Annotated in this window: 18 protein-coding genes; 7 read left to right on the top strand and 11 right to left on the bottom strand. The window is 73.3% G+C overall.

All coding sequences use genetic code 11. The annotated features are described in order from the left end of the window. Position 1 precedes the first annotated feature (1 nt). The 3 genes from nirD to ACIP8Z_RS14265 are packed head-to-tail and all read right to left on the bottom strand — an operon-like array spanning position 2 to position 4,259. Positions 2 to 364 (bottom strand): nitrite reductase small subunit NirD, encoded by a 363-nt coding sequence (gene nirD / locus ACIP8Z_RS14275; RefSeq protein ID WP_402082895.1) that lies wholly within the window; start codon positions 362 to 364, stop codon positions 2 to 4. Further along, positions 361 to 2,895 carry a nitrite reductase large subunit NirB gene (gene nirB / locus ACIP8Z_RS14270; RefSeq protein WP_402082892.1) on the bottom strand — a complete coding sequence of 845 codons (2,535 nt, stop codon included), beginning with the start codon at positions 2,893 to 2,895 and terminating at the stop codon, positions 361 to 363. Before nirB ends, nirD begins: the two co-directional genes overlap by 4 nt. Further along, positions 2,892 to 4,259: an NAD(P)/FAD-dependent oxidoreductase gene (locus ACIP8Z_RS14265; RefSeq protein WP_402082890.1), complete on the bottom strand. Its 1,368-nt coding sequence runs from the start codon at positions 4,257 to 4,259 to the stop codon at positions 2,892 to 2,894. The genes nirB and ACIP8Z_RS14265 overlap by 4 nt, the downstream gene beginning before the upstream one ends. A gap of 208 nt (positions 4,260 to 4,467) precedes the next feature. Here ACIP8Z_RS14265 and ACIP8Z_RS14260 point away from each other — a divergent pair, with 208 nt between their 5' ends. Genes ACIP8Z_RS14260 through ACIP8Z_RS14250 form a run of 3 tightly spaced genes read left to right on the top strand, consistent with a single transcriptional unit; the run spans position 4,468 to position 6,899 of the window. Next, complete coding sequence (locus ACIP8Z_RS14260) at positions 4,468 to 5,883, top strand: ferric reductase-like transmembrane domain-containing protein (RefSeq protein WP_402082888.1); 1,416 nt, start codon at positions 4,468 to 4,470, stop codon at positions 5,881 to 5,883. Further along, entirely contained in the window at positions 5,876 to 6,076 is a 201-nt protein-coding gene (locus tag ACIP8Z_RS14255; protein ID WP_402082885.1) for a hypothetical protein, read from the top strand. The genes ACIP8Z_RS14260 and ACIP8Z_RS14255 overlap by 8 nt, the downstream gene beginning before the upstream one ends. Positions 6,077 to 6,113: 37 nt before the next feature. Further along, positions 6,114 to 6,899, top strand: a complete 786-nt coding sequence (locus ACIP8Z_RS14250) for a sulfite exporter TauE/SafE family protein (protein ID WP_402082882.1) — start codon at positions 6,114 to 6,116, stop codon at positions 6,897 to 6,899. A 42-nt stretch (positions 6,900 to 6,941) separates the two neighbouring features. Here ACIP8Z_RS14250 and ACIP8Z_RS14245 read toward each other — a convergent pair whose 3' ends face one another. From ACIP8Z_RS14245 to ACIP8Z_RS14225, 5 genes are all read right to left on the bottom strand, one after another. Then, complete coding sequence (locus tag ACIP8Z_RS14245; RefSeq protein ID WP_402082880.1) at positions 6,942 to 7,559, bottom strand: class F sortase; 618 nt, start codon at positions 7,557 to 7,559, stop codon at positions 6,942 to 6,944. 79 nt (positions 7,560 to 7,638) lie between these two features. Then, positions 7,639 to 8,145 carry a hypothetical protein gene (locus ACIP8Z_RS14240; protein ID WP_383591633.1) on the bottom strand — a complete coding sequence of 169 codons (507 nt, stop codon included), beginning with the start codon at positions 8,143 to 8,145 and terminating at the stop codon, positions 7,639 to 7,641. 274 nt (positions 8,146 to 8,419) lie between these two features. Next, positions 8,420 to 8,896, bottom strand: coding sequence for a hypothetical protein (locus ACIP8Z_RS14235; protein WP_402082878.1), 477 nt, complete (start codon positions 8,894 to 8,896; stop codon positions 8,420 to 8,422). Beyond that, positions 8,893 to 10,605: a right-handed parallel beta-helix repeat-containing protein gene (locus tag ACIP8Z_RS14230; RefSeq protein WP_402082875.1), complete on the bottom strand. Its 1,713-nt coding sequence runs from the start codon at positions 10,603 to 10,605 to the stop codon at positions 8,893 to 8,895. The genes ACIP8Z_RS14235 and ACIP8Z_RS14230 overlap by 4 nt, the downstream gene beginning before the upstream one ends. A gap of 35 nt (positions 10,606 to 10,640) precedes the next feature. Further along, positions 10,641 to 11,402: an aminotransferase class IV gene (locus ACIP8Z_RS14225; RefSeq protein ID WP_402082873.1), complete on the bottom strand. Its 762-nt coding sequence runs from the start codon at positions 11,400 to 11,402 to the stop codon at positions 10,641 to 10,643. A 92-nt stretch (positions 11,403 to 11,494) separates the two neighbouring features. Between ACIP8Z_RS14225 and ACIP8Z_RS14220 the strand changes: the two genes are divergently transcribed. From ACIP8Z_RS14220 to cutA, 4 genes are read left to right on the top strand one after another with little or no spacing between them, the layout of a single operon-like run. Further along, on the top strand, positions 11,495 to 12,154 hold the full coding sequence (locus ACIP8Z_RS14220; protein ID WP_402082870.1) for an NADPH-dependent FMN reductase: 660 nt from the start codon (positions 11,495 to 11,497) through the stop codon (positions 12,152 to 12,154). A 12-nt stretch (positions 12,155 to 12,166) separates the two neighbouring features. Then, positions 12,167 to 13,900, top strand: coding sequence for an ABC transporter ATP-binding protein (locus ACIP8Z_RS14215; RefSeq protein ID WP_402082867.1), 1,734 nt, complete (start codon positions 12,167 to 12,169; stop codon positions 13,898 to 13,900). Beyond that, the gene (locus tag ACIP8Z_RS14210; RefSeq protein WP_402082865.1) at positions 13,897 to 15,804 is read left to right on the top strand and encodes an ABC transporter ATP-binding protein; all 1,908 of its coding nucleotides are present in this window, start codon (positions 13,897 to 13,899) and stop codon (positions 15,802 to 15,804) included. The genes ACIP8Z_RS14215 and ACIP8Z_RS14210 overlap by 4 nt, the downstream gene beginning before the upstream one ends. Further along, the gene (gene cutA / locus ACIP8Z_RS14205) at positions 15,801 to 16,520 is read left to right on the top strand and encodes a divalent cation tolerance protein CutA (protein WP_402082862.1); all 720 of its coding nucleotides are present in this window, start codon (positions 15,801 to 15,803) and stop codon (positions 16,518 to 16,520) included. Before ACIP8Z_RS14210 ends, cutA begins: the two co-directional genes overlap by 4 nt. 60 nt (positions 16,521 to 16,580) lie before the next feature. On the opposite strand, the gene ACIP8Z_RS14200 is transcribed toward cutA, so the two are convergent. The 3 genes from ACIP8Z_RS14200 to ACIP8Z_RS14190 form a co-directional block, all read right to left on the bottom strand. Then, on the bottom strand, positions 16,581 to 17,237 hold the full coding sequence (locus tag ACIP8Z_RS14200; protein WP_402082859.1) for a response regulator: 657 nt from the start codon (positions 17,235 to 17,237) through the stop codon (positions 16,581 to 16,583). A gap of 13 nt (positions 17,238 to 17,250) precedes the next feature. Continuing rightward, complete coding sequence (locus ACIP8Z_RS14195; RefSeq protein ID WP_402082857.1) at positions 17,251 to 18,381, bottom strand: sensor histidine kinase; 1,131 nt, start codon at positions 18,379 to 18,381, stop codon at positions 17,251 to 17,253. A 65-nt stretch (positions 18,382 to 18,446) separates the two neighbouring features. Further along, positions 18,447 to 20,498 carry an MMPL family transporter gene (locus ACIP8Z_RS14190; protein WP_402082855.1) on the bottom strand — a complete coding sequence of 684 codons (2,052 nt, stop codon included), beginning with the start codon at positions 20,496 to 20,498 and terminating at the stop codon, positions 18,447 to 18,449. Between the last annotated feature and the right edge of the window lie 117 nt (positions 20,499 to 20,615).

The raw sequence follows: 20,615 nt of genomic DNA, 5'->3' as shown, positions 1-20,615 counted from the left end.
GTTACTTCGCTCGCACCGGATACACCGCCACCGCGATGTCCCCGTCGTCCAGGCACCGGCCCGTCTCCAGGTCGAAGCGCTGCTTCAGGAGTGGCGAGGCCACGAACGGCCGCCCCTCCGCCGAACCGACGAGCCCGCGGGAGAGCACCTGCGCCCCCGTGAAAGGGTCGCGGTTGTCGATCGCGTACGTCCGGCCCGACCGGTCCCGGAAGACCGCGGCCTGCCGGCCGTCCGGCAGCAGCGCGGCCACGCCCCGGCCCGGGGTCAGCCGGGCCTCCTCGCAGACCGTCACCCAGGAGCCGGGGTCGGGGGAGATCTCGAGCGTCGTCGTGGTGGGAGTCGTGAGCGTCGTGAGGGTCGTCATCGGGAGGAAGCCCCTTCCAGCGTGCTGTTCGTCCTGCCGAGGGTCAGGATCGTGAGGTCCGGCTTGATCTGGTCGCGCTCCGGAACGAAGCGGACCGAGGGGTCCGGTGCCTCCGGGGCGTTCACGAAGGAGACGAAGCGCCGCAGCCGCTCCGGGTCGTCCAGGGTCTGCGCCCACTCGTCCTGGTAGTCGGCGACGTGCGCCGCCATCAGCGCCTCCAGCTCGTCGCAGAGCCCGAGCGAGTCGTGCACCACCACGTCCTTGAGGTGGTCGAGCCCGCCCTCCAGGCGCTCCAGCCAGGTCGACGTCCGCTCCAGGCGGTCCGCCGTCCGGATGTAGAACATCAGGAACCGGTCGATCAGGCGCACCAGTTCGGCGTCGGAGAGGTCCTGGGCGAGCAGGTCCGCGTGGCGCGGGGTCGCGCCGCCGTTCCCGCCGACGTACAGGTTCCAGCCGTTGGCCGTGGCGATGATCCCGAAGTCCTTCGACTGCGCCTCGGCGCACTCGCGGGCGCAGCCGGAGACCGCCGACTTGAGCTTGTGCGGGGCGCGCAGGCCCCGGTAGCGCAGCTCCAGCTGGATCGCCATCCGTACCGAGTCCTGGACGCCGTACCGGCACCAGGTCTGCCCCACGCAGGACTTGATCGTGCGCAGCGCCTTGCCGTACGCGTGCCCCGACTCGAAGCCCGCGTCCACCAGCCGGGTCCAGATCGACGGGAGCTGGTCCACCCGGGCGCCGAAGAGGTCGATCCGCTGACCGCCGGTGATCTTCGTGTAGAGGCCGAAGTCGCGGGCCACCTCGCCGATCACGATCAGCTTGTCCGGGGTGATCTCACCGCCGGGGATGCGCGGCACGACCGAATACGAGCCGTTGCGCTGCATGTTGGCGAGGAAGTGGTCGTTAGTGTCCTGGAGGGAGGCCTGCTCGCCGTCCAGGATGTAGCCGTTGTTGAGCGAGGCGAGGATCGAGCCGACGGTCGGCTTGCAGACCTCGCAGCCCTCCCCGCCGCGCGCCTCCGCCCGCCCGTGCGAGTCGAGCAGCGCGGCGAAGGAGGTAACCCGCAGGGTACGGGCGATCTCGTACAGCTCGCTCCGGGTGTACGAGAAGCAGCCGCACAGGCCGTGGTCCGTCGGCGCCGGCAGCAGCTTCTCGATGATCTTCACGCAACTGCCGCAGCCGGTACCGGCCTTGGTGCACTTCTTCACCTCGGCGAGCGAGGAGCACGCGCCGATCGCGTGCTTCGTCACGTTGTGGCAGGAGCAGATCACCGCGTCGTCCGGCAGCGCCGAGGGCCCCAGCGCCACCGGAGCGCCCGCGCCCGCCGGAAGGACCAGCTGCTCGGGGGAGACCGGCGGCACGGTGCCGGTGAGCGGGCGGAGCAGGCCGTACTGCTCGGCGTCGCCGACCAGGACACCGCCGAGGAGGACGCCGTCGCCGCTCACGACCAGCTTCTTGTAGACGCCCGAGCGGGAGTCGGAGTACACGACGTCGAGGCAGCCCTCGGCCGTGCCGTGCGCGTCGCCGAAGGACGCGACGTCCACGCCGAGCAGCTTCAGCTTCGTCGACATGTCGGCGCCGGTGAAGCCGTCGTCCTCGCCCGCCTCCTCCGCCAGGGTCGCGGCCACCGTCTGCGCCATCTCGTAGCCCGGCGCCACCAGGCCGTACACCCGGCCGTCCGAGGCGAGCGCGCACTCGCCGATCGCGAAGACCGCCGGGTCGGAGGTACGGCACCGCTCGTCGACCGCGATGCCGCCGCGCTCCCCGACGGTCAGGCCGCAGTCCCGGGCCAGCTGGTCCCGGGGCCGGACACCCGCCGAGAACACGACCATGTCCGTGGCCAGTTCGGAGCCGTCCGACAGCTTCATGCCCGTGACCGAGCCGTCCGCCGTCACGACCTCCTGCGTGCCCGTTCCCGTGTGGACGGTCAGACCCATCCGCTCGATCGTGCGCAGCAGCGCGGCGCCGCCGCCGTCGTCGACCTGCATCGGCATCAGCCGGGGCGCGAACTCCACGACGTGGGTGTCGAGTCCGAGCCCCTTGAGCGCGCCGGCCGCCTCCAGACCGAGCAGACCGCCGCCGACGACCGCGCCGGTCGTCGCCGTCTTCGCGTACTCCTCGATGGCCAGGAGGTCCTCGATCGTCCGGTAGACGAAACAGCCGCGCGCGTCCTTGCCGGGGACGGGGGGCACGAAGGGGTACGAGCCGGTGGCGAGGACGAGCGCGTCGTACGCGAAGACCCGGCCGGAGCGGGCGGTGACCGTACGGGCCTCCCGGTCCACCGACTCCGCCGCGTCGCCCACGTACAGCTCGATGCCGTGCCTCTCCATGAAGCCCGCCTCGACCATCGACAGGTCGTCCGGGGTCTTGCCGGAGAAGTACGAGGTCAGCTGGACGCGGTCGTAGGCGGGGCGCGGCTCCTCGCAGAGGACGACGATCCTGGCCCGCTCGGTCACACCGCGGTCGGCGAGCGACTCCAGGAACCGCTGGCCGACCATTCCGTGGCCGACCAGGACGATGGTGGGGGTGGTCATGAGGAGCCTCCGTCGTGGGTGAGCAGGTGCAGCAGGGGGGCCTCGTCGGGCAGGGCCTCGTCGCCCTCCCAGGCCCGGGCGAGCGTGCCGACGGCGGCCAGATCGCCGAGGAGGACGCCACCGACCAGGCGGTCTCCGCGGACGACGACCTTGCGGTAGGCGCGGCGGGTGGCGTCGGTGAGCTGGACGACGTCGTCGCCGGGGCGGGGGGTGGTCTCGCCGAATGCGGCGAGGTCGAGGGGGTGGGGGCCGGGGAGGGTGAGGCGGGTGAGGGAACGGGTGCCGGTGTACGCGGCGGGCTCGGCGGCGCCTCCGCCCGTTGTGGGCGCCCCGGCGGGGGCGTCGCCCTCGCCCCCGCCCGTTGTGGGCATTCGTTCCGCTGGGGCGGTGGGGGACCCCCAGACTCCGTTCGGGGGGACCCCCACCGCCCCGCGGGACGATTGCCCACACGGAGCCAGGGTGGGGGTTTCCGACAGGAGGACGGTCGTCAGGGCGTCCGCCTGGTCCAGGGCCGGCGCCGCCAGGCCGTAGACCCGGCCCCCGTGTTCCGCGCAGTCGCCGATCGCGTGGATGTGCGGGTCCGACGTCCGGAGTTCGTCGTCGACCACGATCCCCGTCGCCACCGCGAGCCCCGCCTCCCGTGCCAGGGCCACCCGGGGGCGGACCCCGCACGCCAGGACCACGACCTGCGCGTCGAGGACGAAGCCGTCGGCCAGTTCGACCGCCGTCACCTCGCCGTCCCGCTGCCGCAGACCGCTCACCCGGCACTCGGTGTGCACCTCGACCCCGAGGGACTCGACGTGCTCGTGCAGCAAGTCCGACGCGGACGCGTCCAGTTGGCGTTCCATCAGGCGCTCGCCCTGCTGGGCGAGCACCACCTCCGCGCCCAGCGCGGCCAGCGCCCGTGCCGCCGAGACCCCGAGGAGGCCGCCGCCGATGACCACCGCCCGCGCCCCGGGGCGTACCCGGTCGCGCAGCGCCAGGCAGTCGTCGAGGGTACGGAAGGCGTGGACGCCCTCCGGCAGTTCCGCCCCGTCCGGGCCGCGCAGTCCGCGCAGCGGAGGGAGCACCGGGTTGGAGCCGGTGGCCAGGACCAGGCGGTCGTAGCCGACGAGCGAACCGTCCGCGCACTCCACCGTCCGCGCCGCCCGGTCGATCCGCACCGCCCGCACCCCGAGCCGTACCGGCTCGCGGGTCCCGGGCAGGGCGATCACCTCGGGGGCGTACCGCCCGGCGAGGACCTCGGCGAGCAGCACCCTGTTGTACGGGGCGTGCGGCTCCTCGCCGAGGAGGGTGACGGGCAGGCGCCGGGCGAGCCGGGCGCCCGCCGTTCCGCCGCCGACCACCACGATCCGTGTACTCATACCGGGAAGCGTGCGGGGCCGGTGTTACCCGTCGGCATCCCGACTGTTTCCCGTACGGAACGCTGATCTCCGTCCCCGGCCCCGTCCGCTGTGAGGCCGGGCGGGGCGGCCGTCAGGGTTAACCCGTGGTCAGGCTCGGCTCAAGCCAGGCTTAAGGATCGGGGGGAGCGGGCTGAGCTGCGGGTTCCCGTATACGGGCGGACCTACTGTGCCGGATGTGACCACCGAGGCCAGCCATCCTCTCTACGTACCCCTCCAACCCCTGCGCGCCGAACCGGCCCCCGCGCCGCCGGCCCCCGCCCCGCCCCTTCCCGCCCTGCGGCTCGCCCCCGCGCGCCTGCGGACCGCGATCCTCGGCGGCGCCGGGGCCGTCGCCCTGCTCTGGGGCGTCCAGGCCCGGCCGTCCGCCCGCCTCGACGCCTTCTTCGCGTCCGGCGCGCACCTCACCGGTCTGCTCGCCGGGTACGGCGTCCTCGTCCTGCTGCTGCTCATGGCCCGCGTCCCGGCCGTCGAGCACGGCGTGGGCGCCGACCGGCTCGCCCGCTGGCACGCCCTCGGCGGCCGGTACGTCCTCGGTCTGATCGGCGCGCACGCGCTCCTCGCGCTCTGCGGTTACGCCGTGCACACCCGTACCGACCTCGTCACCGCGACCGGGGGCCTCCTGGCGTACGGGGCGATCGCCGCCGCCACCGCCGGTACCGCCCTCTTCGTCGCCGTCGGTGTCACCTCCGCCCGGGCCGTACGGCGCCGGGTCCGGCACGAGATCTGGCGGGCCGTCCACCTCGGCGGGCTGCTCGCCGCCGCCCTCGGCTTCGTCCACCAGCTCGCCGGACCCGACATCGCCGACAGCCTCCTCGTCCGCTGGCTCTGGTCGATGGCCCACGGCACCGTCGCCGTCCTCCTCCTCTGGTACCGGCTCGTCGTCCCGGTCCGCGCCGCCCTCCGCCACGAACTGCGGGTCGTCGAGGTCCGCGACGAGGGCCCGGGTGTCGTCTCGGTGCTCGTCCGGGGCAAAGGAGTGGCCCGACTCCACGCCGAACCCGGCCAGTTCTTCCGCTGGCGTTTCCTGCGGCGCGGGCTCTGGGCGACCGCCCTGCCCTTCTCCCTCTCCGCGCCCGTCCGTGACGACACCCTGCGGATCACCGTGAAGGCGCTCGGCGACCACACCCGCCGCGTCCGCCGGCTCCGCCCCGGCGTCCGGGTCCTCGCCTCCGGCCCCTTCGGCGCGCTCACCGCCCACCGCCGCACCCGCCGCAAGGTACTGCTGCTCGCCGGAGGCGTCGGCATCACCCCGCTGCGCGCCCTGTTCGAGACGCTGCCCGGCGGGCCCGGCGACGTGACCCTCCTCTACCGGGCCTCGGACGCTGCCGGGCTCGTCCTGCGCGAGGAACTGGAGGCCATCGCCCGCGAACGCCGGGCCGCCCTCCACTTCCTCCTCGGCCGCTCCGACGACTCCTTCGACCCCCTCGCGCCGCGCGCCCTGCGCCATCTGGTGCCGGACCTCGCCGCCCACGACGTCTACCTCTGCGGGCCGCCCGCCATGGCCCGCGCCGCCACCGCCAACCTGATCCGGGCCGGGGTGCCGGCCTCCCGCATCCACAGCGAGGACTTCGACCATGCCTAGACACGGTGCTCCCCGCGCTCCCCGCGCCCTGCCGGTCGAGCAGGCCCGGCGCCGGCTCGCCGCCGCCCTCCTGGGCGCCGGCGCGCTCGCCGCGACCCTCCTCACGGCCTCCGTCTCCCCGGCCGCGCCGCCGGCCCCCGACCGCGGCCCGGGCGCCGCAAGCTCAGACGTAGCTCAACTCTCCAGAGACTGATGGACGGGGCAACGATCGGCTCCCTACGCTCACGGGCATGCCCGAGATCTCACTGACCACCCTTGTCCTGCTGTGCCTCGCCGCGCTCGTGGCGGGCTGGATCGACGCGGTGGTCGGCGGCGGCGGGCTGCTCCTGCTGCCCGCGCTGCTGCTCGGGCTGCCGAACGTCCAGGCCGCGCACATCCTCGGCACCAACAAGGCCGTCGCGATCGTCGGCACCACCGGGGCCGCGATCACCTACGTCCGCAAGGCACCCGTGCGGGTCTGGACGGCGGTCCGCATCGGGCTCGCCGCCCTCACTGGCTCCATGGCCGGCGCCTTCTTCGCGGCGGGCATCAGCAGCGACGTCCTGCGCCCGGTGATCATGGTCGTCCTGCTCGCGGTGGCGGCCTTCGTGATGCTGCGGCCGTCGTTCGGCGCGAAGGCCGAGGGGGAGGAGCGGGCGCCGCTGACCCGGGCCCGGATCGTCACCGCGATCGTCGTGGTCGGCGGCGGGATCGGCTTCTACGACGGTCTGTTCGGCCCCGGCACCGGCACCTTCCTGGTCCTCGCGCTGACCGCCGTCCTCCATCTCGACCTGGTGACCGCCTCGGCGACCGCGAAGATCGTCAACGTCTGCACCAACGCGGGCGCGCTCGCGATGTTCGCGTACCAGGGCAGCGTGTACTGGCAGCTCGCCGCCGTCATGGCGGTCTTCAACCTGATCGGCGGGACGGTCGGGGCGCGGATGGCGCTCAGCAAGGGCGCCGAGTTCGTGCGCGGGGTGCTGCTCGTGGTGGTGCTCTCGCTGGTCGCGAAGCTCGCCTTCGACCAGTGGGCCTGACGTTCACCGGACGTCCCCGGGCGCGGTCGGTCACCGCCCCCGCTACCGCACCCCGATGAGGTGGCCGAAGGCGACCACGTTCCCCTGGTAGCCGTTCTTCTTCGAGAAGCCGCCGCCGCAGGTGATCACCCGGATCTCCGCGCGGTTCGCCTCGTCGTACACCTTCCGGTCCGGGAACTCCTTGTTCCCGTAGACCTCGACCGCGTCGACCGTGAACACCGCGGTCCGCCCGTCCTGCCGGTCCACCTCGATCCGATCGCCCTTCTTCAGGGCGCCGAGGGTGTAGAAGACGGCGGGGCCTTCGGCGTTGTCGACATGGCCCGCGACGATCGCCGTGCCCTTGGCGCCGGGCGCGGTGCCGTCCTCGTACCAGCCGGCCATGTTCCGGTTCTCGGCCGGCGGTACGTCGAGCGAACCGTTCGGGGCCAGGCCGAGCCGCATCATCGGGGTGTCCACATCGGTCTCGGGGATGCGCAGCCGGACCGGCGCGGAGGGCGGCAGCGGGTCGGCCGCGGCGTCGGTGTGCACGCTGGGCCCGGCGGCGAAGGCCTGGGCGGCCGACGGTACGGGCGGGGTGACCTGCTCAGAGCCGTTCTGGACGAGCCAGAGGCCGACGCAGGCGGCCACGGCTATGCCCCAGCCCTTGCTCCTGTTGCCCACCTGGGCTCCCTCGGGTGTGGCCCTGCCCCCGCCGGGCCGTGATCGGGCGCTCCGGCGGGGGCAGGACAGGCGGATGGTCTCAGTGGCCCTGCGCGCCGCTCGCCCGGCGACGCAGGAGCCAGACCCCGCCCACGGCAGCTGCGGCCAGCACCGCCGCGCCTGCCGTGACCTGGGCGGTGTCGGGGCCGACGCTGCCCCCGACACCGGTCTGGACGTGGCCGCTGGGACGCCGGTGCTTGACGGTCAGGTCGCCCCGGGCCGTCTTGCCGTTGTCGCAGGCCACGCTGATGCCGTACGTGCCGGCCTTGGCGTGCTCCGGTACGTGGAACTGGCCGACCACGACCTCCTTGTGGGTGCTCGGGCTCAGCTGGAACTCGCCCGCGCCGAGCGAGTTCGCGTCCCCGACGCCGCGGCCGTGCTTGCCGCAGGCGAGCGTGTTCACCGTGACGGTGGCGCCGGGTTCGGCATCGGAGGGGAAGATCTCGAGCCACTCGGAGTCGCCGGCGAATGCCGAGGGGACGGCGAGGGCTCCGATCGCGGCGACCGTCAGCGCGGTACCGGTGAACAGGCGGACAATGGTGCGCATAGGGGGGCCTCCGGGGCGCGCGAGCGGTCGAGCGGGGCGGTCCTCCCGGGAGGGACTTCCCGGAACGGCCTTCTGTGACCGAGATAAGAGCCGCCGCGCGCGCCGCGCCTCCTGATGGGGCATCAGGATTGGGCCGTCCGATACGGTGTGTCGCCTGGATTTTCTGCGTTTACGCAGGTCAGAGCGGGTTACGTAGGGTCAGCTGACGCCCCGTGCCGAACGGGTGACCAGGTGCCGTCCGGCAGGCGTCCGCCAGAGGTCCGTCAGAGGCCCGTCAGAGGCCCGTCAGACCGGTGATCGCCGCCAGGGCCCACTCCTGGGCGCCCACCGTCGCGCCGGCCGCGATGCCTGTGGCCACCGGGGCGAGCGCGCCCCGGAGCGTGGTGAGCGCCCGGCGCACCCTGCCCTCCTCGACCGGCTCCTCCTGGCTGATCACCGCCAGGACCTCCTCGGCCGCCTCCTGGGTGTCGCGCCGGTCCTGCTCCCCGAAGCCGGCCTCGGGGAGCCGCCGGAGGAGTTCGTTCACCCGCTCGGCGAGTGCCTCGTACCCCGGGGCGACGGGGCCTGTCTCGCCGTTGTTCTGCTGGTTCTGGGTGACGGTCTCGTTGTCCCAGGCGAACTGGCCATGCGAGACGGTGCCGTTGAACACCGGTCCGTTGTAGTGGTTCACCTGAGGTGCGCCGATCTCCGGTGCGGCCTTCCCGGGTGTGCCGTTCTCCGGTGTGCCGTTCTCGTCCGGTCGGTCGTTCATGAGCGGGAATCGTCCCCTTCCGTCCTCTGCTGGTCCTGGCTGACGTTCTCGTTGCCCCAGGCCACCTGGATGTCCCGGACGGGTCCGTTGAAGACCGGCCCGTTGAAGATGTTGATGATCTGCTGCGGCGGCCCGGCCGGCTTCTCCGTGTGCCGGACGACCTTGAGCGAGGTCCGAAGCCCGACCGTCTCGACCCGGCCGTTGCCGATGACGGCCACCCCGCGGGTGCCGTTCACCGCGCAGTCCACCAGCTGCCCGCCGGCCTCCCCGTCGAAACTCGCGCCGGCGTTCGCGCAGTCGGTGAACTCGCTCCGCGTGATGTCGAGGTACGCGGAGCCCGTCCCGTAGACGCCGAGCGCCCCCGAGCCGTTCACGGTGAGGTTCCGTGCGATGAGCCGTCCGCCGCCGAGGGCTCCGGCTCCGGCGACGCCCACCGCCGTGACGACGCTGTCGGTCACGCGCAGCTGGGCCTCGTCGGAGACGCCGAAGCCGAGGATGCCGTGCTCCGCCGTCACGCTCCTGAGGGTGACGCGGGACTGGCCGCCGATGGCCACGGCGGCCGTCTCGCAGTCGCGGAACACCGTGTCCGTGACCTCGGCCGTGGTGCCGCCGTTGCCCCGGGCCTCCAGGCCGGACTGGCAGCGGTCCACCCGTACGTGCTCGAACGTGGCGCCGGAGTCGTCGAAGACCCGCAGCGCGGTGTTCGTCAGGTCCTCGACCGTGATGCCGGCGAATCGGCCCCGGGCGCTGTCGGTGACCGCGATCCCGACGTTGCCCCCGGAGATGCGGCCGCCGTGCACCTCCGGCGCGCCGCCCTTGGTCGAGAACACCGCGATATTGCCGGAGCCGAGCACCTGGCAGTCCTCGAACCGGCCCCGGGCGTCCGTCTGCACGTTGATGCCGGTGTCGTGGCAGTCGTCGAGGACGCAGCCCCGTACCACCGGGTCGGCGCCGCTCGCCGCGCCGATCCCGTGCCGGGCGCCGGCGACCCTGGTGCGGTCGACGGTGCCCCGGGACTGCTCGGTGAACATGATGCCCTCGCCGTGCACGGCGGTGATCACGCAGTCCGCCACGACGAGCCGCGCGCGGGCGTCCGCCGTGAGGGCGGCCCGCCCGGTGCCGGTCAGCTCGCAGCCGACGACCTCGGCGTGCGCGTCGCTGACCCGCAGCCCGTGGATCCTGCTGCCCTCGATCCGGCTGCCCCGGACCGAGACGCGCGCGCCCTCGATCACGGCGATCGCGTTGTCGGCGGCGTCGGTGAACCGGCAGCGTTCGACCAGCCCCGTGCCGCCGGCGAAGAGCGTCCGGCCGTGGGCGACCAGGCTGTCCCGCAGGGTGACGGTGGAGTGCGGCCGCGCGTGCACGGCGACGCCGCTGTGCGCCCAGATCTCGGTGTGTTCCACGGTGAGCGTGCCCGCGTGGCAGGCGACGACGTCCGCCTCGCGGCCGACCAGTGTGAGGCCGTGCACCCGGACCGATCCGGAGGCGTCCAGGACGGTGCCGCGGGGCCGGCCGACCACGACGGAGCCGGGGCCCTCGGCCGCGACCAGCTGCACGTCGCCCCGGACGGTGAGCGTCTCCTCGTACCGGCCGGGCGCGATCTCGATCAGGGCCGCCCGGCCCCGTGCGGCCGCCGCCCGGAGCGCCGACGTGATGTCGGGGTGGGCGCGACGCCCGCCGCGCGGCGAGACGACGTATCTCGCGACCATTCCGATGGCTCCCCCCGCGTCGATCCCGAGTCGTTCTACAACTCGTCCCACTCCACCGAGTCGTACGCCGAGTACACCCGCTCCATCAGCTCCCCGTCCACCGTGAATGTCACCTCGTCGATCGCCGTCACGGCCGCGATGGAACGGGAGTTGGTGACGAGCGCGGCCCGGTAGCCGGAGAGGTCGGCCAGGGTGACCGGGCGCCGGACCGAGGGCAGTCGGGGCTCAAGGAGGGCCATGGTGATGCCTTCGAGGCAGGGCGCCGACGGCCAGACCAGGGAAGTCCCGTCCCAGAAGGCGATGTTGGTGACGGCTCCTTCGGCGATCTCGCCGTACGGGGAGGTCAGCACGGCCTCGTCGTAGCCGGCGCGCTGGGCCGCCTCGCGGTGGTAGCTCTGGCCGAAGCCGCCCAGGTGCTTGATGTGCGGCGCGGGGCGCCAGTACTCGGCGGTCGTCAGGCGCTGCGGGGCGCCGAGCCCGTCCGGGGCGGGTGCGGCGACGGTCACCAGGACGCGGACGTCCGGGTACACGTACACCCGTACCGAGGCGTTCCGCCGCCCGGACGCCTCCAGGGCGCCGGTGATCAGGGTGCGGACCCGCTTGCCGTCCAGCTCCTGGCCGAAGAGCTCGCGGGTCGCGCGGTCGAGACGGGCGAGATGCAGGTCGAGGCCCTTCACGCGCCCGTCCCGTACCTGCATGGCCGTGAAGTGGCCGAAGCCGGACATGAGGGTGGCGAGCAGTCCGGGGTCGGCCGCGGGGGCGCCGTCGATCTCGATGTAGGGGGGCGGAGTCGTCATGCGCTCACCGTACGTCGGGGGAAACGGCCTGGGGAAAGAGCCGCCGAACGCCGCTTGACCTCAACCAAACTTGAGGTACCACGATCATTCGCATGGACCTCACGAACGCCACCACGGCCACCGTCTTCCCCGACTCCTCCGCGGCTCCCGCCACCGCGCAGGACGCCTCCGCCCCCGCCCCCCTCACCCTCGCCCTCGTCGTCGCCAGCGACCGCGAAGGCCGCTTCGCCCCCGTCGTCACCGACTGGTTCCGCTCCCGTCTCGCCGAGCGCGAGGACTTCACCGTCACCGTCGTCGACCTCGCCGAGATCGACCTCCCGACCTCCCTCTCGTACGACCCCTCCCCGGCCGTGCGGACCGAACTCGCCAAGGTCACACCGGTGTTGGAGGCCGCCGACGCGTTCGTCGTCGTCACCCCCGAGTACAACCACTCCTTCCCCGCCGCCCTCAAGAACCTGATCGACCGGCACTACACCGAATGGCAGGTCAAGCCCGTCGGCTTCGTCTCCTACGGCGGCATGTCCGGCGGCCTGCGCGCCGTCGAGCAGCTCCGGCAGGTGTACGCCGAGATGCACGCGGTCACCGTCCGCGACACCGTCTCCTTCCACCACGCCCACGGGCTGTTCGACGAGGACGGACGGCACAAGGACCCCGCTGCCGCGGAGGGCGCCGCCAAGGCGCTCCTCGACCAGCTCGGCTGGTGGGGACGCGCCCTCAAGGACGCCAAGTCCGTCCGCCCGTACGGCGTGTGAGGGGCCGTCATCATGCTGCTGCGCCTTCTCGCGCCCCGCCTCAGGCCGTACCGGGCCCTCCTCGTCCTCCTCGTCGCCCTCCAGCTCGTCCAGTCCCTCGCCTCCCTCACCCTGCCCGCCCTCAACGCCGGCGTCATCGACCAGGGCGTCCTGCGCGGCGACACCGACCGTGTCCTCGGCGGCGGCGGCGCGATGGTCGCCGTCACCCTCCTCCAGGCGGCGGCCGCGGCTGCCGCCACCTACACCGGCGCCCGGGTCGCCATGGGCGTCGCCCGCGACCTGCGCTCCGAAGTCTTCCGCCGCGTCCAGGAGTTCTCCGCGCGGGAGCGGGGCCGCTTCGGCGCCGCCTCCCTGATCACCCGGACGACCAACGACATCCAGCAGGTCCAGACGTTCACCGTCCTCGTCCTGACCATGCTGGTCGCCGCGCCGCTCCTCTGCTTCGGCGGCATCGCCATGGCCCTGCGCCAGGACGTGCCGCTCGCCCTGGTGCTGCTGCTCTTCGTGCCGGTGATGACCGGGGCCGTCGGCGCCGTCGTGCTGCGGATGCGCCCGCTCTTCAAGGGCATGCAGGAGCGCGTCGACCGCGCGGGCCGGGTGCTGCGCGAGCAGATCACCGGCGTCCGGGTGGTCCGTGCCTTCGTCCGTGACCGGCACGAGCGGGAACGGTTCGCCGCCGCCAACGACGAACTCCGCTCCGTCGGCCTCAGGGCCGGCCGGCTGCAGGCCCTGATGTTCCCGACGGTCCTCATCATCTGGGAACTGACGACCGTCGCCCTCGTGTACGTCGGCGCCCACCGCATCGAGTCGGGCGCCCTCCAGCCCGGTGGGCTCGTCGCCTTCCTCGGCTATCTGCTCCAGATCTCGATGTCCGTGATGATGGTCCTCTTCCTCCTCATGCACATGCCCCGGGCCGAGGCGGGTGCCGTCCGTGTCCGCGAGGTGCTCGACACCCGCTCGTCCGTCGTCCCGCCGGTCTTCCCGGTCCGTACCTCGGACGACCGGGGTCATCTGGAGGTCCGGAGCGCGGACTTCCGGTACCCGGGTGCGGAGGAGTCCGTCCTCAAGGACGTCGGGCTCGAAGCCCGGCCGGGCGAGACGACCGCGATCATCGGCTCCACCGGCAGCGGCAAGTCGACCCTCCTCGGACTCGTGCCCCGGCTCTTCGACGCCACCGGCGGCGAGGTCCTCGTCGACGGCGTCGACGTCCGGAACCTCGACCCCCAACTGATGGCGAGGACCGTGGGACTCGTCCCCCAGAAGCCCTACCTCTTCTCCGGGACCGTCGCCACCAACCTCCGCTACGGCAAACCCGACGCCACCGACGAAGAGCTCTGGCACGCCCTCGAAGTCGCCCAGGCCGCCGACTTCGTCCGCGGGCTCGACGAGGGGCTCGACGCGCCCGTCTCCCAGGGCGGCACCAACTTCTCCGGCGGCCAGCGGCAGCGGCTCGCCATCGCCCGGGTCCTCGTCGCCCGCCCCCGCCTCTATCTCTTCGACGACTCCTTCTCCGCCCTCGACCCCCGGACCGACGCCCGGCTCCGCGCCGCCCTGAAGGAGGAGACGGCGGACGCCACCGTCGTCATCGTCGCCCAGCGGGTCTCCACCATCCGGCAGGCCGACCGGATCGTCGTCCTCGACCGGGGCCGGAACGTCGGCACCGGCACCCACACGTCCCTGATGCGGGACAACCCGACCTACCGGGAGATCGTCCTCTCCCAGCTCACCGAGGAGGAAGCCGCATGAGTACGGCCACGGAGAGCCGCACCACGAAGGACACACCCGCCGGACCCGGGGGAGGACCCCGCACCGTCCCCGCCCGCTCCGGCCCCTCCTCGACGCAGCGCGGCCCCGGCCTCCCCGCCACGCCCGCCCTCGAACGCTCCCTCTCCTTCCGCGCCTCCGGCCTCCGCCTGCTCCGCACCCTCGCCCCCGACCGGGCCCCGCTCCTCGGCCTCCTCGCCGCCGGTGCCACGGGCATCGCCCTCACCGTCCTCAACCCCCTCCTCCTCGGCCGCGCCACCGACCTCGTCATCACCGGCGCCACCGGCCCGGCCGGGGTGGACTTCCGGGCCGTCGGCCGGCTCCTCGCCCTCTCCGCCCTGGTCGTCGCCGGGTCCTCCCTCTTCACCTGGGCGCAGTTGAGGATCGCCACCACCGTCGTCCAGCGGGCCGGTCACCGGCTCCGCGAGGAGGCCCAGCACAAGCTGGCGAAGCTGCCCCTCGGCTACTTCGACCGGCAGGAGCGCGGCGAGGTCCTCTCCCGCACCACCAACGACATCGACAACATCACCCAGACCCTCCAGCAGGCCTTCAGCCAGATGGTCCGCGCCCTGCTGACCCTGGCCGGCGTCCTCGCGATGATGTTCTGGGTCTCCCCGGTGCTCGCCCTCGTCGCCCTCGCCACCGTGCCCGTCTCGATCGCCGTCGCCGCCTTCGTCGGCCGCCGAGCCCAGCCGCAGTTCGTGAAGCAGTGGGCGGTCACCGGCCGGCTCGGCAGCCACGTCGAGGAGATGATCACCGGCCACACCGAGGTCGTCGTGTTCGGCCGCCGAGAGGAGGCCGTGCGCCGCTTCGACGAGCTGGGCGAGGAGCTGTACCGGGCGAGCTTCCGGGCCCAGTTCGTGTCCGGGTTCATCCAGCCCGCCCTGACCTTCGTCGGCAATCTGAACTACGTGGTCATCGCGGTCGTCGGCGGACTGCGGGTGGCGAGCGGCACGCTGTCCGTCGGCGACGTCCAGGCCTTCATCCAGTACTCGTACGACTTCAACGGCCCGATCACCCAGGTCGCCGCCATGGCCAACCTGCTCCAGTCCGGAGTGGCCTCCGCCGAGCGGGTCTTCGACCTCCTCGACGCCGAGGAGGAGGACCCGGACCCGGCGGAGCCCGAGAAGCCGGCAGCGCTCCGCGGCCGGGTCTCCTTCGAGAAGGTCGCCTTCCGCTACGAGCCGGGCAAGCCGCTCATCGAGGACCTGTCCCTCACCGTGGAGCCGGGCCGGACCGTTGCCATCGTCGGCCCCACCGGGGCGGGCAAGACGACCCTGGTCAACCTGCTCCTCCGCTTCCACGAGGTGACCGGCGGCCGGATCACCCTGGACGGCGTCGACACGGCGGCGATGACCCGGGAGGAGCTGCGCTCCGGCATCGGCATGGTCCTCCAGGACACCTGGCTCTTCGGCGGCACCATCGCCGACAACATCGCGTACGGGGTGCCCGGCGAGGTCTCGCGTGAGCGGATCGTCGAAGCGGCCAGGGCCGCGCACGCCGACCGGTTCGTCCGCACCCTGCCCGCCGGGTACGACACCGTCCTCGACGAGGACGGCGGCGGCCTCAGCGCCGGCGAGAAGCAGCTGATCACCCTCGCCCGCGCCTTCCTCTCCGACCCGGTCATCCTCGTCCTCGACGAGGCCACCAGCTCCGTCGACACCCGCACCGAACTCCTCGTCCAGGAGGCGATGGCCTCTCTCCGGGCCGGCCGCACCAGCTTCGTCGTCGCCCACCGGCTCTCCACGATCCGGGACGCGGACACCATCCTGGTGATGGACGGCGGCTCGATCGCCGAGCAGGGCAGCCACGAGGAACTCCTCGCCGCCGGGGGTGCGTACGCCCGGCTGCACGCGGCCCAGTTCGACCGTACGGTGGAGACGTGATCGTCACCGTCCGCACCACCACCGACGCGCGCGCCAAGGCCGACGCCCTGGCGCGCGGCGCCGTCGAGGCCCGGCTCGTCGCCTGCGCGCAGATCTCCGGCCCCGTCACCTCCGTCTATCACTGGCGGGGCGCGATCGAGACCACCGAGGAGTGGGAGGTGGTCTTCAAGACCACCGAGGCCCGCTACCCGGCCCTGGAGGCCCACCTCCTCGCCGCCCACGACTACGAGACGCCCGAGATCCTCGCCACCCGGGTGACCCGGGTGAGCGAGGAGTACGCCCGCTGGGTCGAGCGCGAGACCTCCGCCGTCCAGGAGACCGAGGCCCCCGCCCACGACGAGCGGCCGTTCTTCGTGTACGGGACGCTGCGCCCGGGCGCGTACAACCACGATCGGTTCCTCGCCGGCCGGATCGGCGCCGAGGCGGACGCCGTGCTGCACGGGGCGGTCCTGTACGACGGGCCCGGCTACCCGTACGTCGTCCCGGCGGACGGGGGCCGGGTGGTCGGCACCCTGCTCACGCCCGCGGCCGGCGCCTACGGCGAGCTGTTCGGCCTGCTCGACCGCCTGGAGCTGCCCGTCGGGTACGAGCGGGTGGCGATGGACGTCGTCCGGGCACGGGACGGCGCGCGGGTGTCCGCGTGGGTGTTCCTCGCGGCGCCGGACGCGCCGCTCGGCGAGGTCATCGAGAGCGGCGACTGGTTCGACCGGCCGTAAGGGTGTACCGCCGGGCAGGCCGGATCAGCGGCCGTCCGGCGGACGGGGAGCTCCGGCGGCTCAGCGGCCCGGGCTCACCAGGCCCGACTCGTAGGCGATGATGACCAGCTGGGCCCGGTCCCGGGCGGACAGCTTTCCCATGATCCGGCTGACATGGGTCTTCGCCGTGAGCGGCGAGAGCCCCAGTGACTCGGCGATCTCGGCGTTGTTCAGGCCCCGGCCCGTCAGCGTCAGCACCTGGCGCTCCCGGTCCGAGAGCCCCTCCGGGCCGACCGTCGCCAGGGGTTCCGGCGCGGCCAGCGCCCGGGCGATCAGCCGGGACGTCGGGCCCGGCGACAGCAGGGCCTCGCCCGCCGCGACCGTACGGATCGCGGCGAGGAGCTCCGCCGGGAGGATGTCCTTGACGACGAAGCCCGACGCGCCCGCCCGCAGCGCCTCCATCACGTGCTCGTCGGTGTCGTACGTGGTGAGGACCAGCACCTTGACCCCGGCCAGGTCCTCGTCGGCGGCGATCAGCCGGGTCGCGCCGATCCCGTCGAGCTCGGGCATCCGGACGTCCATGACCACCAGGTCGGCCCGCGACGAACGGGCCAGCTCGACCGCCTCCCGGCCGTTGGCCGCCTGCCCCACGACCTCCATGTCCGGCGCCGAGTCGACCAGCATCGCGAACGACGCCCGGACGAGCGTCTGATCGTCCGCGAGCAGCACCCGGATCACACCGTCACCTCACTCATCTCACCGAGAGCGGCAGCGCCGCCTCGACCTCGAAGCCCCCGCCGTCGCGCGGGCCCGCGATCAGTGTGCCGCCCACGCTCCTCGCCCGCTCCCGCATCCCCAGGATCCCGTAGCCGGAGCCACCCGTTCCTCCGGGAGCCGCGCCGCCGTTGGTCACCCGTACCGTCAACACCTCCTGGTCGAGGCCGACATCGACGCGCACGTCCGCGCCAGGAGCCCCGTGCCGTACGGCGTTGGTCAGGGATTCCTGCACGATCCGGTACGCCGCCGCTCCCACGGCCGCCGGGATCCTGGCCGCCGCCGTCCGCACCGACAGGGCCGCGCCCGAGGACCGTACGAGATCGGGCAGCGAGGCCAGGTCGGGCAGCGGGCCCTCCGGCGCGGCCCGCAGCACGTCCAGCGTGGTGCGTACCTCGGCGCGGGCCTCCCGGCAGGTCTCGGCGATGCCGTCGAGCGCCTGGACGAGTGCCTCCCGGTCGAGCCGGTCCGGGTCGGCGACCAGGACATGCGCGGCGACCGACGTCTGCACGCCGATGAGGGTGATCGAGTGGGCGAGGAGGTCGTGCAGGTCCCTGGCGATACGCAGCCGCTCCTCGGTGACCTTCCGCTCTGCCTCGTGCTCCGCCCGCTCCACCACACCCGCCACCAGCTGGCGGTAGAGCCGGATGCTTGCGCCGAAGACCAGCATCGCGATCACCCAGCCGGAGACCCGCAGCAGTTCCACCACCTCGTGCGGGTTGACGAAGAGCTGCATGGTGAGGGTGACGGAGGTGACCGAGAGCCCCACGACCAGCGTGCGCGTCGGCCGGCCGGTGGAGGCGACGGTGTAGAGCGCCGTCATCGAGGCCGGGATCGGCGCCAGATGCATGTAGTCGAGCCCGTGGTACGGGGCGACGACGGCCACCACGGCGAGCAGCACCGGCAGGGGCGCCCTGCGCCGCCAGGCCAGCGGAACGTGCGCGGCGAGCAGCAGGGCCCAGCCGAGGGCGTCCGGGCGGCGGCCGTCGTCGACGGTGAGCGCGAGCACCGCGGCGAGCACCGCGAAGACGGCGGCGGCCGCGGCGTCGCGCCGCACCGGGTCCGGCGCCGCCTGGGGGTCCCGGGTGAAGGCCGCTGCGAAGTCCATGGTGTCCATCCTCCCTGCGGGAGGGGGCTCCTGACAGCGCGTGGAGCCCCCTCGGCCGCTCCTGATCAGACCCGTACGGGCTCCCGCTCGGACTCCGGACCCGCCGTCGGCACGGGCTTCCTGGCCAGCGGCCCCGGCCACCACACCGCCCGGCCGAGCAGCACGCTCGCGCTCGTGACGAGGTAGGTGCGGACGAGGAAGGTGTCGAGCAGGACACCGACCGCGATCACGAAGCCCAGCTCGGCCAGCTGCACCATCGGCATGTTGACGAGCACCGCGAAGGTCGCGGCGAGGACGAGTCCCGCCGAGGCGATCACCCCGCCGGTCGTCCGCAGGGCCGTGAGGGCCGCGGCCCCCGGCTCCGCACCGTTCAGGCACTCCTCACGCATCCGGTGCATCAGGAAGATGCCGTAGTCGACGCCGAGGGCGACGAGGAAGACGAAGGAGAGCAGGGCGAGGCCCGGGTCGGTGCCCCCGAAGCCGAACAGGCCCTCGAACAGGAGGCCGCCGATGCCGAGGGACGCGCCCCAGACGGCGACCACGGCGGCGATCAGGATCAACGGTGCGACGAGGCTGCGCAGCAGCACGATCAGCACGATCAGGACGACGACGATGACGAGCGGGACGACGATGTTCCGGTCGCGTGCGCTGGTGTCGGCCATGTCGAGCTGTTCCGCGCTGGGCCCGCCGACGTACACCCCGTCGCCGAGCGCGGTCCGCAGCGCCTCGATGGTCGCGGTCTCGGCCGCGGACTGCGGCGGGTGCGCGGCGATGACGGAGATCTCCGTCCAGCCGTCGGCGCTGCGGCCGGGTTCGGCCTTCGCGACGCCGTCGGTCGCGAGCGCGGTCCGCAGCGCCCCGGGGACCTCGTCCGTCGGGGCGACCACGGTGAGGGGCTGGGTTCCCGTCTCCGGGTAGGCGGCGGCCAGCGTCCTCATCGCGGCGACCGCCTCCGGGGTGGAGCTGAAGGTGTCCTCCTGCTTGAGGGCTCCGGGCAGGTTCAGCGCACCGAGCGCCAGCGCGGCCAGGGCGGCGGCGCCCGCGAGGAGGACGGCGAGGGGGCGCCGCCCGGCGGAGGAGCCCATGGCGGCGAAGAGCGAACGGCGCGGGGCCTTCGGCTCGCTTCCGTACGCCGGGATCAGGGGCCAGAACACCCGGCGCCCGAGGACGACGAGCAGAGCGGGGAGCAGCGTCATCATCGCGATCAGCGCGCACAGGACACCGACGGCGGCCGTCGGCCCCATGCCCCGGCTGCTGTTCATGTCGGCGGCGAGCAGGCAGAGCATGCCGAGGGCGACGGTCCCGGAGGACGCGAGGACGGCGGGGCCGCAGCCGCGCAGCGCGGCGGCCATGGCGTCGTACGGGCGGGGGACACGGCGCAGTTCCTCGCGGTAGCGGGAGACGAGGAGCAGCGCGTAGTCGGTGCCCGCGCCGAAGACGAGGATCGTCATGACACCGGTGCTCTGGCCGGAGACGCTGATGTCGAAGCCCTGGTGCAGGGCGTAGGTGACAGCCATGGAGAGGTAGTCGGCGACGCCGGCGACGGCCAGCGGGACGAGCCAGAGGAAGGGGCTGCGGTAGATGACGATCAGGAGGATCGCGACGACGGCGACGGTCGTGTAGAGGAGCGGGCCGTCGAGGGAGTTGTAGACCTCGCCCGCGTCCGTGGCGAGCGCGCCGGGGCCGCCGACCTCGCCGCTCACGGTCGCGCGGACGTCGTGGACGAAGGCGTCCCTGGCCGCCTCGTCCTGGCCGGGCTCCGTGCTCGACACGGCGTACAGGAGGGTGGTGCCGTCCTCGGAGGGGACGGCACGCGGCGGCGAGGAGAGCGGGTGCTCGGCGGCGACCTGCCGCACCTCCCGGGCGGCGGTTGCCTTGTCGCTGGCGGTCAGTCCGCCGTCACGGTGGTAGACGAGCACGAGGTCGGTGGAGCCCCCGCCGGGCATCTGCTCCATGATGGTCGCGACCTGGGTCGAGTCGGCGCTCGCGGGCAGGTAGTCGACGGCGCGGTCGCGCTGTACGTCGCCGAGCTTTCCGGCGAGCGGTGCGGCGAGGGCGATCACGATCACCCACAGGGCCAGCACCCCCCAGCCGACGATCCTCTTGCGGCCCTCCATCGGGCCCCCCTTCATCGGTCCTCTTCGGGTCGATCCCAGAGTCCCGCCGCGCGGAGGGCGTTTCGTCGCGCTGACGGCCGAGTCGGGGGGTACTGCCGGGGGCGGTGCGCCGCGGCG

The organism is Streptomyces sp. NPDC088553 (genome assembly GCF_044752965.1).
Taxonomy (GTDB): domain Bacteria; phylum Actinomycetota; class Actinomycetes; order Streptomycetales; family Streptomycetaceae; genus Streptomyces.
Note: the sequence above shows the minus strand (reverse complement) of the source record. Positions and strands in the feature narration are given on the sequence as shown.

Coding starts and splice junctions, on each gene's coding strand:
- ACIP8Z_RS14240 (WP_383591633.1), bottom strand. CDS start 8,145: ATGCGCACCATTGTCCGCCTGTTCACCGGTACCGCGCTGACGGTCGCC.
- ACIP8Z_RS14220 (WP_402082870.1), top strand. CDS start 11,495: ATGGACCTCACGAACGCCACCACGGCCACCGTCTTCCCCGACTCCTCC.
- ACIP8Z_RS14265 (WP_402082890.1), bottom strand. CDS start 4,259: ATGAGTACACGGATCGTGGTGGTCGGCGGCGGAACGGCGGGCGCCCGG.
- ACIP8Z_RS14195 (WP_402082857.1), bottom strand. CDS start 18,381: ATGGACTTCGCAGCGGCCTTCACCCGGGACCCCCAGGCGGCGCCGGAC.
- ACIP8Z_RS14230 (WP_402082875.1), bottom strand. CDS start 10,605: ATGGTCGCGAGATACGTCGTCTCGCCGCGCGGCGGGCGTCGCGCCCAC.
- ACIP8Z_RS14250 (WP_402082882.1), top strand. CDS start 6,114: ATGCCCGAGATCTCACTGACCACCCTTGTCCTGCTGTGCCTCGCCGCG.
- ACIP8Z_RS14255 (WP_402082885.1), top strand. CDS start 5,876: ATGCCTAGACACGGTGCTCCCCGCGCTCCCCGCGCCCTGCCGGTCGAG.
- nirB (WP_402082892.1), bottom strand. CDS start 2,895: ATGACCACCCCCACCATCGTCCTGGTCGGCCACGGAATGGTCGGCCAG.
- nirD (WP_402082895.1), bottom strand. CDS start 364: ATGACGACCCTCACGACGCTCACGACTCCCACCACGACGACGCTCGAG.
- ACIP8Z_RS14225 (WP_402082873.1), bottom strand. CDS start 11,402: ATGACGACTCCGCCCCCCTACATCGAGATCGACGGCGCCCCCGCGGCC.
- ACIP8Z_RS14190 (WP_402082855.1), bottom strand. CDS start 20,498: ATGGAGGGCCGCAAGAGGATCGTCGGCTGGGGGGTGCTGGCCCTGTGG.
- ACIP8Z_RS14235 (WP_402082878.1), bottom strand. CDS start 8,896: ATGAACGACCGACCGGACGAGAACGGCACACCGGAGAACGGCACACCC.
- ACIP8Z_RS14215 (WP_402082867.1), top strand. CDS start 12,167: ATGCTGCTGCGCCTTCTCGCGCCCCGCCTCAGGCCGTACCGGGCCCTC.
- ACIP8Z_RS14210 (WP_402082865.1), top strand. CDS start 13,897: ATGAGTACGGCCACGGAGAGCCGCACCACGAAGGACACACCCGCCGGA.